This window comes from Glaciimonas sp. OK215, assembly GCF_057787885.1.
The window spans coordinates 2,961,300-2,980,017 of sequence record NZ_CM173544.1; the positions used below are offsets into that span (position 1 = coordinate 2,961,300).

General features: G+C 59.0%; 13 protein-coding genes. 5 read left to right on the top strand and 8 right to left on the bottom strand.

Annotated elements, in window-relative coordinates:
* Window positions 1-9 precede the first annotated feature (9 nt).
* From AC3CHX_RS13325 to cls, 3 genes are read left to right on the top strand one after another with little or no spacing between them, the layout of a single operon-like run.
* Window positions 10-6,411: a two-partner secretion domain-containing protein gene (locus tag AC3CHX_RS13325; RefSeq protein WP_488644478.1), complete on the top strand. Its 6,402-nt coding sequence runs from the start codon at window positions 10-12 to the stop codon at window positions 6,409-6,411.
* 27 nt (window positions 6,412-6,438) lie between these two features.
* On the top strand, window positions 6,439-6,573 hold the full coding sequence (locus AC3CHX_RS13330) for a hypothetical protein (protein ID WP_488644479.1): 135 nt from the start codon (window positions 6,439-6,441) through the stop codon (window positions 6,571-6,573).
* 49 nt (window positions 6,574-6,622) lie between these two features.
* The gene (gene cls, locus AC3CHX_RS13335; RefSeq protein WP_488644480.1) at window positions 6,623-7,996 is read left to right on the top strand and encodes a cardiolipin synthase; all 1,374 of its coding nucleotides are present in this window, start codon (window positions 6,623-6,625) and stop codon (window positions 7,994-7,996) included.
* A 32-nt stretch (window positions 7,997-8,028) separates the two neighbouring features.
* Here the strand turns inward: cls and hutG are convergent, their stop codons facing one another.
* Genes hutG through AC3CHX_RS13355 form a run of 4 tightly spaced genes read right to left on the bottom strand, consistent with a single transcriptional unit; the run spans window position 8,029 to window position 12,187 of the window.
* Window positions 8,029-8,853 (bottom strand): N-formylglutamate deformylase, encoded by an 825-nt coding sequence (hutG, locus tag AC3CHX_RS13340; protein WP_488644481.1) that lies wholly within the window; start codon window positions 8,851-8,853, stop codon window positions 8,029-8,031.
* Between the two features lie 53 nt (window positions 8,854-8,906).
* Window positions 8,907-10,298 carry a formimidoylglutamate deiminase gene (locus AC3CHX_RS13345; protein WP_488644482.1) on the bottom strand — a complete coding sequence of 464 codons (1,392 nt, stop codon included), beginning with the start codon at window positions 10,296-10,298 and terminating at the stop codon, window positions 8,907-8,909.
* 26 nt (window positions 10,299-10,324) lie between these two features.
* Window positions 10,325-11,557 carry an imidazolonepropionase gene (hutI, locus tag AC3CHX_RS13350; protein ID WP_488644483.1) on the bottom strand — a complete coding sequence of 411 codons (1,233 nt, stop codon included), beginning with the start codon at window positions 11,555-11,557 and terminating at the stop codon, window positions 10,325-10,327.
* A 33-nt stretch (window positions 11,558-11,590) separates the two neighbouring features.
* Window positions 11,591-12,187: a HutD/Ves family protein gene (locus AC3CHX_RS13355; RefSeq protein WP_488644484.1), complete on the bottom strand. Its 597-nt coding sequence runs from the start codon at window positions 12,185-12,187 to the stop codon at window positions 11,591-11,593.
* Window positions 12,188-12,400: 213 nt separating this feature from the next.
* Between AC3CHX_RS13355 and AC3CHX_RS13360 the strand changes: the two genes are divergently transcribed.
* A complete protein-coding gene (locus tag AC3CHX_RS13360) occupies window positions 12,401-13,195 on the top strand; it encodes a ferredoxin--NADP reductase (protein ID WP_488644485.1) in 795 nt (264 codons plus the stop codon).
* Between the two features lie 28 nt (window positions 13,196-13,223).
* Here the strand turns inward: AC3CHX_RS13360 and AC3CHX_RS13365 are convergent, their stop codons facing one another.
* Genes AC3CHX_RS13365 through AC3CHX_RS13380 form a run of 4 tightly spaced genes read right to left on the bottom strand, consistent with a single transcriptional unit; the run spans window position 13,224 to window position 16,927 of the window.
* Complete coding sequence (locus AC3CHX_RS13365; RefSeq protein ID WP_488644486.1) at window positions 13,224-13,952, bottom strand: ABC transporter ATP-binding protein; 729 nt, start codon at window positions 13,950-13,952, stop codon at window positions 13,224-13,226.
* Window positions 13,949-14,740: an ABC transporter ATP-binding protein gene (locus AC3CHX_RS13370; RefSeq protein WP_488644487.1), complete on the bottom strand. Its 792-nt coding sequence runs from the start codon at window positions 14,738-14,740 to the stop codon at window positions 13,949-13,951. The genes AC3CHX_RS13365 and AC3CHX_RS13370 overlap by 4 nt, the downstream gene beginning before the upstream one ends.
* A complete protein-coding gene (locus AC3CHX_RS13375) occupies window positions 14,737-15,975 on the bottom strand; it encodes a branched-chain amino acid ABC transporter permease (RefSeq protein ID WP_488644488.1) in 1,239 nt (412 codons plus the stop codon). The genes AC3CHX_RS13370 and AC3CHX_RS13375 overlap by 4 nt, the downstream gene beginning before the upstream one ends.
* A 4-nt stretch (window positions 15,976-15,979) precedes the next feature.
* Complete coding sequence (locus AC3CHX_RS13380; RefSeq protein WP_488644489.1) at window positions 15,980-16,927, bottom strand: branched-chain amino acid ABC transporter permease; 948 nt, start codon at window positions 16,925-16,927, stop codon at window positions 15,980-15,982.
* Window positions 16,928-17,210: 283 nt separating this feature from the next.
* Here AC3CHX_RS13380 and AC3CHX_RS13385 point away from each other — a divergent pair, with 283 nt between their 5' ends.
* On the top strand, window positions 17,211-18,713 hold the full coding sequence (locus tag AC3CHX_RS13385; protein ID WP_488644490.1) for a protein adenylyltransferase SelO: 1,503 nt from the start codon (window positions 17,211-17,213) through the stop codon (window positions 18,711-18,713).
* Window positions 18,714-18,718: the final 5 nt, after the last annotated feature.

Sequence of the window (18,718 nt, forward strand, 5' to 3'; positions counted from 1 at the left end):
GGAACACTGATGAACAAGCAAGCCTACCGCGTCATCTTCAATAAAAAACGCGGCATGTTGATGGCCGTCGCGGAGAACGTTTCCAGCCAGGCTACAGGTAAGGGATCGGGCAGTGAATCCGGCACGACCAGTTTGCCGCTGCTGCGCCTGGTACATCTGGGTGTCGCGATTGCCGCGCTGTTCGGTACCGTCACGGTGGTGCAGGCGCAAATCGTCGCCGACCCGAACGCAGGCGCCCAGCGTCCCACCATCGATCAAAGCGCCAACGGGCGGCCACTGGTGCAGATTGCCGCGCCGAACGCAGCGGGACTGAGCCACAACCAGTACAACCAGTTCAATGTCGACCGAAACGGCGCGATCCTCAACAACGCCAGGGCGATTGCCCAGACCCGGTTGGGCGGCTACGTAGACGGCAATGCCAATTTGACCAACGGCAGCGCTCGCCTGATCCTGAACGAAGTGACCGGCACAGGACGGAGTCAATTGAATGGCTATATCGAAGTCGCCAGCCAGCGCGCTCAGGTCATCGTCGCCAACCCGAACGGGATTTCCTGCAGCGGTTGCGGCTTCATCAATACCAGTCGCGGCGTGTTGACCACCGGCACGCCGGTATTCGGCGGCGACGGCAGCCTGAACGCGTTTCGCGTTGGCCGTGGCGATATTCAGATCGGCGGCCTGAATGGGGCGAACACCGGCCAACTGGATTTAATCGCCCGCAGCGTGCGTGTCAACCGCGAACTGTGGGCGAATAATCTGCATGTCGTCAGCGGTGCGAATCAGGTCAATTACGCCGACCTCGGTGTACAAGTCATACAAGGTGAAGGCGACAAACCCACCGTCGGCATCGACGTCGCGCAACTGGGCGGGATGTATGCCAACAAGATCAGACTCATCGGCACCGCAGCCGGTGTCGGCGTTGCCAGCCTCGGCAATATCGCCGCGCAAGCGGGTGATGTCTCGATCGACAGTCACGGCAAAGTCACACTCAATGGCGACACCAGCGCCAGCGGCCGGATCGCCATTCGCAGCGACGATGCGGTCAGCAACAGCGGCACCCTGTACGGTAAACAAGCGGTGCAAATTAACAGCGCCGGACAAATCGGCAACAGTGGCATGATGGCCGCGCAAAACGATCTCACCCTGACCGCCGCAGGCATCCAGTCGAGCGGCACCTTGGCAGCCGGTAGCGATGCCAATGGCCAAGTCACTCAGGCAGGCAATCTGAATCTGAGCACCAGCGGCGCGATTACCGCCACCGGACAAAACACCGCCGGCGGCAATCTCGCCATGAATGGTGCCAGCCTCAATCTCACCCATGCGCACACCAACGCTGCCGGCAGCACAGCGCTGATCGCAAGCGCCGGTGACATCGACCACACCGGCGGCACGCTGCAAGCGGCAGGCAGCACGACCATCAACGCCAGCGGTGCGCTCACCAACAACCAAGGCACGCTCAGCGCGTCCCAGTTAACCAGCCATTCGGCCAGTCTGTCGAACAGCGGCGGCATGATTAACCAGTCCGGCAGCGGCGCCACCACCATCGCGACTACTGGCGCACTCGACAACCACAATGGTGCGATCACCGCCAATGCCCAACATCTCACCCTCCAGGCCGGCAGCCTGAGCAACGATGCCGGCAACATCCAGCACGCTGGAGCCGGCGCGCTGACGCTGAATAGCGGCGCGCTGAGCAACCTCGGCGGCAGCATCGCCACCAACGGCAGCGCCGCATTCAACGTCATCGGCAACCTGGACAACGCGCAAGGCACTGTACAAGCGGCAAAAGCTTTACAGATCAGCGCCGCCAACATCGACAACAGCGCCGGTCGCCTCACCGCACTGCATACCGACGGGCTCAGCCTGAACGCCAGCGGTCAACTGAGCAACACCGGCGGCAACATCGGCAGCGCTGCCGACCTGGATATCAACGCCGGCACCCTTGCGGGCGACGGCAACATCAGCGCCGGCCAGGATGCGAGCATTCAGCTGCAAGGCAATTACACCAACAGCGCCGGCAACCGGATCAGCGCCAATCGCGATCTGCGTGTGCGTACCAGCGGCGACCTGATCAACGCCGGCACTCTTGCGTCCGTCCGCAATCTGAGCCTGGCGGCGAATAACATCACCAACCAATACGGCGCACTCATCCATGCCGGCGGCGGCACCGCCCTGATCAACGCCAACAACGCGCTCTACAACATCGGCCGGATTTACGGCGACGACATCGCCATCGGTGCGCGCAGCGTGGTCAACGATGGCGTGTTGCATCCCGATGGCAGCACGCATCAGGCCGGCGTCATCGCCGCGCGCAATACGCTGCAGATTGGCGCCCGACACATCACCAACCGCGAACATGCGTTACTCCAAAGCCTCGGCGACATGACCTTGGGCGGTGCGCTGGATGGCAACCATCAGGTCAGCGGCAGCGCCGCCGACATCCTCAATGCCTCCGCCACCATCGACGCCGGCGGCGCGTTGCGGCTGCACACCGCAGCATTGATGAATCAAAATAACCACTTTACGACCGAACTGCAGGTCGACCCCGGTAAAACCAGGCGCGTCACCGAATACCGCTCCTGGATCGACGGCAGCTGGTACCGCCCGGACCAGGTCGCATGGGATGACAGCGGCGACGGCGGGATCGTGCTGGTGCTGCCGGGAAATGCGCGCTTCGAAAAATTCTACAAGCGCGACTACACCCAGACCGTTGCGCGCACCGTGGTCAAGACCAGCGATCCCGGAAAAATCACCGCGGGCGGCCACATGCTGCTGTCCGGCAGCGTCACCAACGACAAGAGCACAATGATTGCCGGCGGCACGATCAGCGGCAGCGCCGGCCCCGTCGACAACCTCGGCGCCAGCGGCGAAATCGTCACCACCAACAGCATGACCGCCGGAGAGAACTACTATCACTGGGTCGACGGCCACCCGCACCAAAACCACTATAAATACGACCACAACGGCGCCTCCTACGATGTCGCCCTGCCCGCGACCCTGCTGGCGTTACAGGTCTGGACCAAACAAGAGAACACCCGGCCGATCACCGGCCCCAATCAGGCCGTCGGCAACCACGTCGACAAGCACAACGACATCAGCGGCAACCATCAAACGATCGGCCATGCGGCATCCCCGCTACCCAATCTGACGCTGCCGAACAGTCAGCTATTCCAGTTGCGCCCCCGGCCCGGCCAGTCGTATCTGATCGAAACCGATCCGACCTTCACCAACTATCAACACTTTATTTCCAGCGACTACCTGCTAAGCCGTCTCGCACTCGATCCGCAGAAAGTCCACAAGCGCCTGGGCGACGGCTTCTATGAACAAAAGCTGATCAACGACCAGATCACGCAACTGACCGGCAAGCGTTTCCTCGGGAACTACGCCAGCAACGAAGAACAGTACAAGGCACTGATGGAGGCCGGCAGCGCCAGCGCCGCGCAATTCCAGCTCACCCCCGGCATTGCCCTGAGCGCCGCCCAAATGGCTGCGCTGACCTCGGACATTGTCTGGTTGGTCAACCAGGATGTGACCCTGCCGGACGGCAGCACCAGCAGCGTGCTGGTGCCGGTGGTGTATCTGACCCGTGCCAGCGCCGGCGATATCGCCCCGAGCGGCGCCCTGATCTCGGGCAAGGACATTGACCTGACGATTAACGGCAGCCTCGACAATGGCGGTACGCTGCAAGCGTCCAACAACCTGATCGTCCACGCCAGCGACATCGCCAACACGGGCGAACTCCACAGCACCGGCACCGACGGTCATACCATCCTGGCCGCGCAGAATGACGTGCTGAACAACGGCGGCAACGTCGCCGGGCACCGGGTCGGGATACTGGCCGGACGCGACGTGAAGATGGACACCGAGGCAATAGCGGCCGCCAGCGTGAATGGCACCAACACGGTATTGGGTCGGGTCGCCAGCGTGACCGCCGATCAATTGTCGGTCCAAGCGGGCCGTGACCTCAACCTGACGGCGGTGAACACCCACACCACCAACAACGTCGCCTACGACAGCCGGAATCACCTGAACGAAAGCCAGACGCAAGTTACTGGCAGCAGCATCCATACCGGCGGCAAGCTGGCCCTGATCGCCGCGCGGGATATCAACGCCACGGCCGCCTACGCCAATGCCGGCGGTCAACTGGCAGCAGTTGCCGGGCGCGACGTCAAGCTTGGCAGCGCCGAACAAAGCAGCAGCCTCGACCAGGCCATCCATACCACCTCGAAAGGCCTGCTGTCGTCATCGACCAGCAGCTCGCAGGCCAACGCCCACAGCACGGATGCAATTGGCAGCACCTTGTCGGGCGATGCGGTAATCGTCCAGGCTGGACGAGATATTGGCGTCATCGGCAGCAATGTCGTGGCGACGCATGATGTCGCATTGGCTGCGGGTAATAACGTCAGCATCACTACCTCGCAAAATACAGTGAGCCAAAGCTCGTCCAGCGAAGAAAAGACCTCTGGCATGTTTAGCAGCGGCATGAGCGTCACCATGGGCAACAAGGAACAGAGCGATCAGGATCAATACCAGACCGTCAGCAACAACGGCAGCATGGTAGGGTCGACCAACGGCAATCTCGCCATCAGCACAGGGAATCAATACACCCAAACCGGCAGTCAGGTCATGGCGCTGGATGGCGACATCGGCATCGCCGCCAAGACTGTCGACATCAACGCCGCGTATGACACTGCAGCACAAACCAGCAAGCATCACACACAACAAAGCGGCTTGTCCCTGGGTGTCAGTGCGCCGATCATCACTGCCGTGCAAACCGTCCGGCAAATGGGACAGGCAACCGATAAAACGGACGACCCGCGCATGCAACTGATGGCTGCCGCCACCGCAGCATCGGCAGCTGGAAATGCCGCCAGCGCCGCACAAAATCCGACCGAAGGCGTCACCGTCAGCCTCACGGTCGGTGCCAGCAGCAGCGACAATGAAAGCAAGCAAACCGGCAGCACGGTGGTCGGCTCCAACGTCAAGGCCGGCGGCAATGTCATCATCGCCGCCACCAGTGCCGGCCAGGACCGCCACCTCAACATCATCGGCAGCAATGTCAGCGCCGCGCAAAACGCCCTCCTCAAAGCCGACGGCGACATCAACCTCCAGGCCGCGCAGGGCAGCAGCGATCAACACAGCAGCAGTGCATCAAGCAGCGCCGCGGTCGGCATCGCCGCCACCTACGGGTCCAACGGCAGCGATGTCACCCACGCCAACAGCCACGTCAGCGCCGGCAAGACGCTGATCCTGGAATCGGGTCACGACACCAACCTGATCGGTGGAGTTGCCAGCGCCAATCAAGTGCTCGCCAATGTCGGCACCAGCGGCCAGGGCAACCTCAACATCCACAGCCTGCAAGACACCAGCACCTACAACAGCAAAGACCAAAGCATCGGCGGCAGCGTCACCATCGGCTTCGGCGCATCGGGCAGCATCAGCGCCAGTCAAAGCAAAGTCAACGGCGACTACGCCAGCGTCGGCGAACAATCCGGCATCAAGGCCGGTGACGGCGGTTTTATTGTGAATGTCAACGGCAACACCGATCTCAAAGGCGGCGTGATTGCCAGCAGCGACCAAGCCGCGCAAGACAACAAGAACCTGCTCATCACACAAACACTGACGCACAGCGACATCGAAAATCACAGCAGCTACGACGCCAGCAGTGTTAGTGTCGGTGGCGGCTATGGCAATCAGGATAGCAAGGCTAGCGGTAACGTCCAGACCTTTAAAGGCGGCGCAACCGGCACCTCGGCAGGCTTTAGCAGCACCAGCGGGAATGCCAGCGGCACCAGCCACAGCGGCGTCAGCGCCGCCACCATCGTCATCGGCGACGACCAAAAACAACAGCAACTCACAGGACAAACGGCAGCGCAAACCATCGCCAGCATCCAGCGCGATGTCGGCACCGATAAGGAAACTACAGGCTCCCTCAGCAAAGACTGGGATCGGCAGCAGTTAAAAGACAAGGTCACAGCGGAAGCGCAAATCACGGCCGCGTTCGGACAACAAGCGGCCCGCGAGATTGGCGACTATGCCGGCAGAAAACAAGCGGAAGCCCTGGTCCGGGGCGATAAGGAAGAAGCAGCGAAATGGGCCGAAGGCGGCAGCTATCGGGTTGCGCTGCACACCGGCGTCGGCGCCCTGACCGGTGGCGTATCGGGCGCTGCCGGGGCATTCGCCTCGGCAAAATCCATGACCGCGATTGCCGCTGCGATTGACAAGATGGACGTGCCGGAGGCAGTCAGGCAAGGATTGTCGCAAGTAGCGGCAACGGCGATAGGAGCCACCGTCGGCGGTGGCGCGGGGGCGGCGGCCGGGTTGAATGTCGAGGCGAATAATCGGCAGTTGCATCAGAGCGAAAAAGACCTAATTGAGCTTCCCCTGAAATTTAGTCTTCCACAGGTGACTTAAAATAACGTTACTTTGGAAGAAGCAGAAATGAAGAAAATACCAAAACAGGCATACACGACTGAGTTCAAAAAGCTTGCCGTCAAACAGGAGGGCTATCGCGCAACAGCAGCCGGCAAGCCGGATTCAAGCTCGCCAGAGATTGCTTGCGACACAAGAATTTGACTATATACTTGCTCTCAGCCATGTACTTAGAGCGATGCCAATATCCACGATGTCAAACTTCCAGTTGCTGCGTCCCCTTCCCCGACTATTTTTCAGCGCCTTACTAGGCCTTATCATCGCGGCCTGCGCAACACTGCCGGATGTCAGTCATCTCAGCGAAGCGCTGCCGGCCAATGCGCAAGGGAGTAGCCTTTCGGCAAAGAAAACAGCCTCGATTCTGTCCACCAGATTGCAGCATTCCCGGGTCGATTTGCAGAAACTGGCAGCGCTTGAGCAAGCCGCCGCCGCCAACCCGCTGATTGCGGGCAACCGGATAACGCTATTGTTCGACGGCCCGCAGACGCTCAACGCTATGATCGCCGCGATTGCCGCCGCCAAGAACAACATTAATTTTGAAACCTATATTTTTGATCAGGATGCACTCGGCATGCGCTTCGCCAATCTATTGATTGAAAAGCAGCGCGCCGGGGTTCAGGTCAATATTATTTACGACAGCGTCGGCACCCTGGGTACGCCCGCTGAATTTTTCGAGCGGATGCGCAGCGCCGGGATTAATCTGGTCGAATTCAACCCGGTCAATCCACTCAAACGTTTTGGCCACTGGCGCCTGAACAACCGCGACCATCGCAAAATCCTGGTGGTGGATGGAAAAATTGCGTTTACCGGCGGCGTCAATATCAGCGCGGCTTACGCCAACAGTTCATTGTTCAGGTCGAAAAAAGCCGCCAGCGGATCGATCGGCTGGCGCGATACCCACGTCCAGATTGAAGGGCCGGCGGTAGCATCGCTACAGCTGGCATTCCTGCACACGTGGGCGAAGCAACGTACCGAAGACTTGCCCGACCTGGATTATTTTCCAGCGTTAAGCAATGCCGGCGACAAGGCGATGCGCGTGCTGATCAGTCGGCCCCGTGGCGATTACGCCCTTTACAAGGCTTATATTCTGGCCTTTCGGAACGCCAGACAATCCATCCATATCACCACGCCGTATTTCGCCCCCGATCGGCAAATGGTGAAGGCGTTGACCGATGCGGCACAACGCGGGGTCGAAGTCGCGATGATTTTTCCCAGCGTATCCGACAACGGCCTGGCGTTTCAGGCCGGACAATCGTATTACCACCAGTTGCTGGCCGCCGGCATCAAAATTTATCGGCTGCAGGTCGCGGTCCTGCACGCCAAGACCGCAGTCATCGACGGCAACTGGTCAACCGTCGGCTCCGCCAATCTCGACCTGCGCAGCTTTCTGCACAATTACGAAGCCAACGTAGTCGTCATCGGCGACGACTTCGGCGCTGAAATGGAAAATGCGTTTCAGGAAGACCTCAGCAGTTCGGATGAAATCACCAAAGAGGCGTGGGATCAACGCTCCTTGGCCGACCGGATAAAGGAATGGGCGGCAAGATCGTTGCAGTATTGGCTGTAAATGACCCGTTACCGCAGCCGGCAAAAAGCGGCTTAATCAACCCGATGGCTCTCCGCCCAATCCAGCATTACCCCTATAAACTCGCGCAAAGTCGGCCGCACCAGCGCTGCCAGCTTCTCATCGAAAGCAAAAGGCTTCTGCTCCGCCATGTAAGTACGCTGCGCCAACTCCAGCTGCACCGCATGAATATGCTGTTCCGGCTGGCCATAATGACGCGTGATATGACCGCCTTTGAAGCGCCCGTTCAATGCATGGCTATACCCGGATGCCGCAGCAGCAATGGCAACGCTGCGCAATCGCTCTGCCAGCTCGGGTGCACAAGATGCGCCGGCGGCGGTGCCCAGATTCAAGTCGGGCAAGCGCCCTTCAAAAAAGCGCGGCACCACAGAAGCAATGGAATGCGCATCCCATAACATGGCAATCCCATGCTCGGCCCGCATCCGCTCCAGTTCCTCGGCCAGCTGAGCATGATAAGGCTGCCAGTAAAGCCCTACCCGCCGCTGTATCTCCGCTGCATCCGGCGTCGCGCCCGGCTGATACAAGGTCTCCTTGTGAAAGGTATCGACCGGACACAAGCCGGTGGTGTCCTGGCCTGGATACAGATTGACGTTGTCCTGGGGCCGGTTCAGGTCAATCACATAGCGCGAATGGGTCGCCGCCAGAATCGACACGCCCATTTCTTTCAGGAAGTTATATAACATCGGCATGTGCCAGTCGGTGTCCGCCAGCTCCAGCGCCTCCGGCATCATGGCGGCGGCGATCTCGTCTGGAATATGTTCTCCGGCATGCGGCATCGACACCAGCAGCGGCAACCTGCCGCGATGAAATATGAACTTGGGTACGGATGTATTCGTCATTTTATTTCTTTCGGAATGAGGACTTGGGCAACAGGTTTTACGCAATATTGCGCTCAACCTTCCAATAATGCCTGCAACGTCGCGCCATAAGCACGGCTGCTTTGTTCCTGAAATTTATGCCGACCGTTCTGAATGACCCAACGCCCGCCTGCCATCACGTCGCGTATCGGTGTTTGAGCATGATTGCAGAACACCAGGCTGTCGAGCAACTGATCGCCCTGCTTGCCGCACAAATCCGCATGCTGGTCGTCCAGCACCAGCAAATCGGCGCGCTGTCCGACCGCCAGACCGGCAACCGGGCGGGCACTGGCTGCTGCACCGCCGCGCAGTGCTTCGCGGTAGAGATAGTCGCCCACCGAGCGGCCGCCATTGGCGACCAGCAGATTGCGCTGACGATGCTGCAAACGCTGACTGTATTCATACAATCGCAATTCTTCGCGCATGCTGGTACTGACATGGCTGTCAGAGCCGATACCCCAGAGCCCGCCTGCCGCGGCATAAGTCACGCCGTTGAAAATCCCGTCGCCCAAATTGGCTTCGGTGGTCGGGCAAATACCGGCCACCGCGCCACTCCGCGCCAGGCGCCGTGTTTCATCCTCGGTCATATGGGTCGCATGGACCAGACACCAGCGGCTATCGACCTCGACGTTATCCATTAGCCATTCAACCGGCCGCGCGCCGAGTTGCGCGATACAGTCTTCGACTTCCTTGGTTTGCTCGGCAATATGGATATGGACAGGTGCCTGCGCGTCCCATTGCTTGAGTTGCGCCAGCAATTGTTTCAGCGAATCGGGTGAAACCGCACGTAGCGAATGAGGCGCAACGCCGTAGCGCAAACCAGCATGCTGCGGATGCTCTGCCTGGAGCCGCTGCAACACCGCGATCATCCATTCCGGCGAGTTAATGAAGCGCGCTTGCCCGGCATGCGGCTGTTGGGCGCCGAAGCCGCTGTACTGGTACATCACCGGCAGCAGCGTCAAACCGATGCCGACTTCTTGCGCCGCCTCGATCAGGCAGGTCAGATTTTCAGCCGGATTGGCGTACGGTTTGCCACCGATATCGTGATGCAGGTAGTGGAACTCGCAGACCGAGGTGTAGCCGGCTTTCAGCATCTCGATATACAGCTGTACCGCAATCGCCTTCAGCGCCGGCGGAGACAACTTCTGAGCAAAGCCATACATCAGCGTGCGCCAGCTCCAGAAACTGTCGGTCGGATCCGAGCGGTATTCGGTCAGCCCGGCCATGGCCCGCTGGAACGCATGCGAGTGCAAATTCGCGATCCCCGGCAACACCGTGCCGGCGATGCGCGGCGCGACCGCAATTTCTGCGGCGTCGGCGGTAACGCCGGTCAACATGCCGTCCGCATCCCATTCCAGCAAGACGTTCTTGTGCCAGCCGTTCGGCAACAATGCCCGGTCAGCGATGAGTTGATGTATTTGAGTCATTGTTCTGTCCTTTGTCTGTTCTTTGTTTAGCGGGCGATGATGCCGGCGCGCACGACGCCGCTGCAGGGATTGAGTCCCGACCAATAAGCCAGTTCCGCCAGCGAGTCGATCGACCAGATCGCAAAATCGGCACTCCGCCCGGAGGCCAGCAAGCCATGCGTATCAGCCCGGCCGATCGCCTGCGCGGCGTGAGCGGTAACGCCCATCAGCGCTTCGGCGACGGTGAGCCGGAACAGTGTGCAGGACATATTCAGCATCAGCAGCAGCGAGGTGGTCGGTGAGGTGCCGGGATTGCTATCGGTGGAAATCGCGATCGGTATGCCGTACTGGCGTAACAACGCAATTGGCGGCAGTTTTGTTTCGCGGATAAAGTAATACGCGCCTGGCAACAATACGGCCACCGTGCCGCTTTGCTTGATGGCGACGATATCGGCTTCGCTCAGATATTCTAGATGATCGACTGACAGTGCGCGATGACGTGCTGCCAACTGCGTCCCGCCTATATTCGACAGCTGGTCCGCATGCATTTTCACGGGCAAACCGAGCTTGCCGGCGGCAGCGAACACACGTTCGCTTTGCGCTACCGAGAAGCCGATATTCTCGCAAAACACATCCACCGCATCGACCAGTCCTTCCGCATGCAAAGTCGGCAGCATGGTCTCGCAGACCAGCGTTATGTAGTCGTCTGCGCGGTCCTTGTATTCCGGCGGCAAGGCGTGCGCGCCGAGGAAGGTGGTGTATACGCTCACCGGATAGCTGTCTCCCAGACGGCGCGCGACGCGCAGCATTTTGCGTTCAGTCTCCAGATCCAGTCCGTAACCGGATTTGATTTCAAGCGCCGTCACCCCTTCTGCCAGCAACGCCTCCAGCCGCCGCGCCGCCTGCCGGAACAGACTGTCTTCATCGGCTGCGCGGGTGGCGCGTACAGTAGAGACGATGCCGCCGCCTTGGCGCGCGATTTCTTCGTAACCGGCGCCAGCCAGCCGCAACGCGAACTCGTCGGCACGGGTGCCGCCATAGACCAGATGCGTATGACAGTCGATCAGACCGGGCGTGATCCATTGGCGGCCGACGTCGTGCCGTGGCAGTGCCGAGCCGGCAAATTCGGTCGGCATCGCCGTACTGTTACCGATCCAGCAAATCTTGCCATCGCGCACCACAATCGCGCCGTCTTCGATGATGTCATCCGGATTGCCGGCAGGCGCAATCCGGGCGTTGTGCCAGATCCCGTTGCCTTGCTTCTTATCTATCTGCCGCATATAGTTCCTTGGTTCTTGAATTCAGATTGATGTTCAGCTTGCTTGTTCTAACGTCTGCAGCTTTATCCTGACACCGATGAGGGCACTGTCTGCGCTCAGCGGACGCACGCTCACCACGCCTGCATCGGCGTCGGCGCTGAGTGTCTGTTGTGCTCCCAGAATGATGACTCTTCCATCCGCTGCGGTCACCTCCCATTGCCCTCGTGCACTGAACAGCAGCAGGAAATCACTGGTGCCGGCCAGCGTGCCGGCTTCATGCCAGACCACGACTTCGCCGCTGACGGCTGCGCGCCGGAACATGAGGTTGAAATCCTGGCAGCCGGTACCGACCAGTCGCGCATCCAACCGGTCCTCGCCGGCAAAGCGATAGGGGACTAAAGCTGCGGTCAGTGAGTGCGTTGTACCGTCGGCGAAGTTGAGTTGCATGCCTGCACCGGTAAGCAATGTGATGATGCGGTCGATGCCGTCGAAAGGGGAGAATGGGCCGGACCGGCTGACGTCGGCGATGCTGACGCGCCAGAGGAAATCATCGAAAGTGGCGCCGGCCGGATAACAGGCCAATTCGCGCGTGATGCCGCCGCCGTTTTTCCAGGGCGTAGCGGTGAGGTCTTCGTAGGAGATCAATTTCATTGTTGTTCTATATTTCTTTCGTTAGCCTGAAATAAAGTTGTATAGTCAATTCAAGTATAATGTCTATACAACACGTGTCAACAATATTTTCAAGAAATTCTTCTTTCACGCCGAAAATGTGAGGAAAATCTTGCCGGCGACGAACCCGCATCCGACAAAGCCCCATCGAAACGTGTATTGTTATAAACACCTACATGGACCCGACCCGAGAATATGACCAACGCCACCGCCAGCAGCGCCAAAGCCACTCGCGAAACCGTCACCAGCGTGCATCACTGGACCGACAAATTGTTGTCGTTCAGATGCACCCGCCCCGCCGCCTATCAATTTACGCCGGGCCAGTTTGCGCGCCTTGGATTGGTGTCCGAGAGTGGAGAGACCGTCTCGCGCGCCTATTCGGTGACGTCGGCGGTCGAAGAAGATGAACTGGAATTTTATCTGGTGCTGGTGCCCGACGGCCAGTTTTCCGACCTGCTGGCAAAGCTGCAACCGGGCGACCCTGTCCTGGTGGAAAAAACCAGCTATGGCTTCATGACCGCGGATCGTTTTGTGGACGGCGAAGATCTATGGATGCTGGCTACCGGCACCGGCCTCGGCCCGTTTATCTCGATTCTGCAAGATCCATCCGTTTGGAAAAAATTCCGCAATCTGGTGCTAGTGCATTGCGTGCGCAATACTGAAGATCTGGCTTATCAGGCGCTGCTGAGCAGCCTGCCGCAGCGCGCCCGGCTCGCCGATGGCGGTGCGCGCCTGCTGTTGATTCAAGCCACCACACGTGACACGCAAACCATCAGCCCCAGGCACCTGCATGGGCGCATCACTACTTTGCTGGAAAGCGGCAAACTGGAAAACGCCGTCGGCCTGCCCATCACTGCCGCAACCTCGCGCCTGATGATCTGCGGAAATCCGGAAATGATCACGGCCGCCAGAGAAATGCTGCACCAGCGCGGCATGCGGCCATGTCGCCGCGCCGTGCCCGGGCAGTTTGTGACCGAAGATTATTGGTGAGTAACTATTTGCAGGACGGAAGATGGCATCAGACTTCCAGCCATTCACGGCGGATCGCTGCATCATTTCGGAATTCCTGCGGCGTGCCGGAAAACACAATTGTCCCGTGCCCCATCACCAGCACGCGCTGTGAAATCTCCAGTGCAATCGCCAGCTTTTGTTCGACCAGCAGCACCGACACGCCCTGCTGTTTCAAGCCCAGCAAGAAATCGGCAACCAGCCTCACCATCCGCGGCGCCAATCCTTCGGTCGGCTCGTCGACCATGATCAACTCCGGATTGCCCATCAGTGTGCGGCACAGGCTCAACATTTGCTGTTCGCCACCGGATAATTGCTCAGCCCGGGTCCGCAGGCGCGCACCGAGTTGCGGGAACAGCTGCAACACATCGTCGATAGTCCGGCCCGAGGCGCCGCCCTTCATCCCGCTTTTCATTCCGAGCATCAGATTCTGTGCAACCGACAGCGACGGAAAAACTGCGCGCTCCTCCGGTACGTAGCCAAGTCCGCTCCTGGCAACCTGAAAGGTTTTCAAGCCAAGCAATTCCTGTCCCTTGAAGCGCACCGAGCCAGTCGCCCGTAATTTGCCGGGGGGAGCAGAGATGCCCATCAGCGCTTTCAGCACGGTTGAACGTCCGGCACCGTTTCGCCCTAGCAGACTGACAATTTCGCCTTTCCCGACTGACAGGTCGACGCCGTGCAGCACATGGCTTTGATCGTAAAAGGCATGCAGGTTCCGGACTTCCAATAGCGCTGTCATCCGGTATCCCTTTCGATCTGAAGCTCATCTTGCCCGGTACCTGATTCGACGCCCAGAAACGCTGCCTGCACCGCTGGATTTGCGCGGATTTTATCCGGGGTGTCACAGGCGATAATCTGTCCTGCCACCAGCACCGCGATACGATCGGCCAGGTCAAACACCACGCCCATGTCATGTTCGACCATCAGCAAGGTTTTGCCGTTGGTGACATGACGGATCAGCGCGACCGCTGCGGCAGATTCGTGTCGGCTCATCCCTGCAGTGGGCTCGTCCAGCAAAATCAGCCCGGCATCGCCGGCAATGGTGATGCCGATTTCCAGCGCACGTTGCCCGGCATAACTCAGGCTACCGGCAACGCTGGCGCGCTGGGGCGCTAAACCGATCTGCTCCAATACACTTTCGGTCTTGCGCAGGGCCTCGCCCGATCCGCGCAAACGGCGCCAGAATGCATACCGATAGCCGAGCGACCACAGCACGGCTGCGCGCACATTTTCCTCGACGCTCAACTGCGGGAAAATGTGGGTAATCTGAAAACTGCGCGCCAGGCCCAGCCGATTAATCTGAAACGGCCTCAGACCAGCGATGTTTTTGCCATTTAGCAGAATGTCGCCGGCAGTGGGTGCAGAGCGGCCTGAAATCAGGTTGAACAGCGTTGATTTTCCGGCACCATTCGGACCAATCAAGGCCAGGCGTTCACCCGGATGCACTTGAAAATTTGCCGAGCGAATGATGTCGGCTTGACCAAATTTCTTGCTGACGTTGCGCAACTCGAGCGTCATGCCGATCATGACTGCGCCTCTTCCGGCGAAGTCATCGGCAGTTGCTGCAGACGCGCTTTGGCATAGCCCAGCATCAGCCCGCCAGGCACAATCAAAGCGATGCGCATCACGACCGCCAGCCAGCCGATCTGCGCAGCATGACTGTCGCCAACGCCTGCTGTCGCTTGATACAGCATCTCGATCAATGCGACACCGCCAAACAGGCACAACAGCAGTCCGACAATCAATGCGGCGACGGGACGGAACAAGCGCGCGCATTGACGCCACGTCAGCGCCCGCCAGGCACGCACAACGGCCGGCACCAACGCTGCAATACCACCCGGCGCAAAGAGCACGACCAACATGAACAGCAGCCCCAGATACAACTGCCAGGCCTTGGTATAACCCGACAGCACAACGGAAAACAATACGCCCACCACCGCGCCTATGATCGGGCCGATGAAAAAGCCGACACCCCCGATATAGGTGAACAGCAACACTTGCGCCGAACGCTGTAATCCAAGGTTTTCGGCGCTGACAATCTCAACATTGATGGCGGCCAGGGTACCGGCGATACCGGCAAAAAAAGCGGATAGCATGAACATCCGATAGCGCACCTGGCGCGGGTCATAACCGATAAAGGCGGCGCGCTCCGGATTGTCGCGTACCGCGTTGGCGATCCGGCCAAGTGGCGTTTGCGTCAGCAGATACATGCCGGCAACAGAAACCAGGACCCAGAACGCAATCAGGTAATACACCTGTATTTGCGGACCGAAATCGATACCAAGGATGGCTGGCCCCAGTACCCGATCGGTGCCGACCCCACTCTCGCCGCCAAAAAACCCCGGGAACATCAAGGCACTGGCGGCCACCAGTTCCACCAGTCCGAGCGAAATCATGGACAGCGCGACGCCGGATTTCCGGGTGGCGATAAAACCGAAGACTGCGCCAAACAGCATACCGGCAACACCGCCGGCCAACGGCACCAATAGCAGCCACGCCGGACTACTTCCCGATAGTGCGTTCATCAGGTGTAACGCGACAAACGCAGCGAGCCCGGCAAACAGCGCATGGCCAAACGACAGCATGCCGGTCTGTCCCAGCAACATGTTGAACGACAGCCCGAAAATCATCATGCTGCCAATTTGCGATAACACCGAGAGCGCTGCGCTCTGCGTAAATATCAACGGTGCGACGATCAGCAACGAGGAAAAACCGCCCCAGATCAGCAACGGTCGCAAGCGCGCAGAAGTAAGCGGCGTCACCGGGTCATCCTTCGCGGGTCCCGAGCAAGCCGCGCGGCCGCAGCAGCAGGACCAGCACAAGTATCAGGTAAGGCAAAACGGGCGCAACTTGCGCAATGCGCAGACTCAGCAACGGGTAAGCTGCGCTGCCGGCATCAATTTGCAGTCCCATTCCGGTCAGCCCGCTCAATAGCGACACGTCCAGCGCCACCGCATAGGTCTGAACGATGCCAATCAGCAGCGCGGCGACGAAGGCGCCACTCAGCGAACCCAGCCCGCCGACCACAATCACTACAAAAATGATGCTGCCGACAGCGCCCGCCATGCCCGGTTCTGTCACGAACGCATTGCCGCCAACCACGCCAGCCAAACCCGCCAGCGCACAGCCCGCGCCGAACACCAGGGTAAAGATACGCGGCACGTTGTGCCCCAGCGCTTCGGCCATCTGCGGATGGGTCAATGCTGCCTGAATGATCAAGCCGACACGGAAAGTTTTCAGCAACAGGTAACTCAGCAGAAAAATCAATAACGCCAGCAGCATCATGAAACCGCGATACAGCGGAAAGGTGGATGAGTACAGCGTGAACAGGCTGCCGTCAAGCTGCGCCGGAATCGCATACGGCACCGGGCCGCGTCCCCACGCCAGTTGCACCAGCTCGACAATCACGTATGACAAACCAAAGGTGAAGAGCAGTTCCGAAACCTGGCCGAAGCGATGAACATGGCGCAAACCATAATGCTCGATCAACATACCCAGGCCTCCGACCAGCAGCGGCGCCAGTATCAGTGCCGGCCAAAACCCGAGTTTAAGACTGATGGCGTAAGCGAAATAAGCACCCAGCATGTAAAAACTCGCATGGGCAAAATTCAGCACGCCCATTGTGCTGAAAATCAGCGTCAGGCCGGACGACAGCAAAAACAGCAGAAGGCCGTAGCTCAAGCCATTCAGTAAGGTGATCAGCGTAAATTCCATCGATTGCGGCCAGTGATTGATTTAAAAACCAGGAGGGGATTGCCCGGTTCAAAGATTGCGGAATAGTTAAGATGACGGCCAGGCGCGCCGCGTATTTTACCGGACTGGCTGCGTTTGATATGCGCAGCTAAGGTCTGCCGGACTTAGACAGGGCATCGAAGCGATGGCCGGCAGCCCTTGATATCGAACAAAGTCCCCCCCCACAGCCTGGTATTGGCGACGTCATTTGCCATCTCTGTCAAAATGTCGACTGACACCGAACTCCGTCCAACAAGGAAACCGCATGCATGCCCCTGCAGCACAGAACGCCCAACAAGAATTTACGCAACTTTCACTAGCCAATTCGTTCGCAACATTGCCGCCGGCGTTTTATACACGCCTGATGCCAACGCCTTTGCCAGCGCCGTATCTGGTCGATGCGAGCGCTTCGGCTGCCGCCTTGATCGGACTTGATCCAGCGCTATTTTCGTCAAAGCAATTCGTCGAAACCTTCGCCGGCAATCAACTGTTAAACGCGTCACAACCAATCGCGGCGGTGTATTCGGGCCATCAATTCGGGCAATGGGCCGGTCAACTGGGCGACGGCCGGGCGATATTGCTGGGCGATGTCGCCGCCCGGGATGGCACTGGCGGCCGCATCGAACTACAACTCAAAGGCGCCGGTTCGACGCCCTATTCGCGCATGGGCGACGGCCGTGCGGTGTTACGCTCTTCGATACGCGAATTTCTGTGCTCGGAAGCGATGGCTGCGCTCGGCATTCCCACTTCACGCGCGCTCGACGTCATCGGCTCGGACCAGTTGGCAATGCGCGAAACGCCGGAAACCACCGCGGTGGTAACCCGCATGGCGCCGAGCTTCGTCCGCTTCGGCTCGTTCGAGCACTGGTTTTATAACAATCAACACGCGTCGCTGAAAATCCTGGCCGATTATGTTATCGATCAGTCTTATCCAGAGTTAGCCGATGCCGAAAACCGCTATCACGCCTTGTTGGCAGAAGTTACCCGCCGTACTGCACATCTGATGGCGCAATGGCAGGCGGTTGGCTTCATGCACGGCGTCATGAACACCGACAACATGTCGATTCTGGGACTGACGCTGGATTACGGGCCGTTTGGTTTCATGGAAGCCTACGACCCACGCCATATCTGCAATCATACTGATCAGCAGGGCCGCTATGCATACAATATGCAGCCGCAAATCGGTCACTGGAACTGTTATGCACTAGGGCAGACATTGCTGCCATTGGTAGGCAGCGTTGAGGCGACCGAGGATGCGCTGAAAGATTACCAGGCCGAATACGCAGCGAAACTCGATACGCTATTACACGCCAAGCTCGGCTTGCAAACCTATCAGGCCGACGACGACAAGTTGTTCGATGCCATGTTTGCGGTAATGCAAGGCAGCCATGCCGACTTCACGCTGTTCTTCCGTCGACTGGGTGATTTGCAGTGCGACAATCCTGACGCCGATACGCCGCTGCGCGATTTGTTTATAGACAGAAGCGGTTTTGACGCCTGGACGCTACAATACCGGGCGCGACTGCGTTCCGAAAACAGTCTCGATGAACGCCGTCGCCTTGCAATGCACGCGACCAACCCCAAATACGTGCTGCGCAACTATTTGGCGCAAGTCGCCATCGGAAAAGCACAGAATAAAGACTACTCTGAAGTCAGTAAATTGCGACAGATTCTGGAGAGACCGTTCGACGAACAACCCGAGCATGCCGAATATGCCGCGTTGCCGCCAGACTGGGCCAGCGAACTGGAAGTAAGCTGCTCGTCATAAATAGC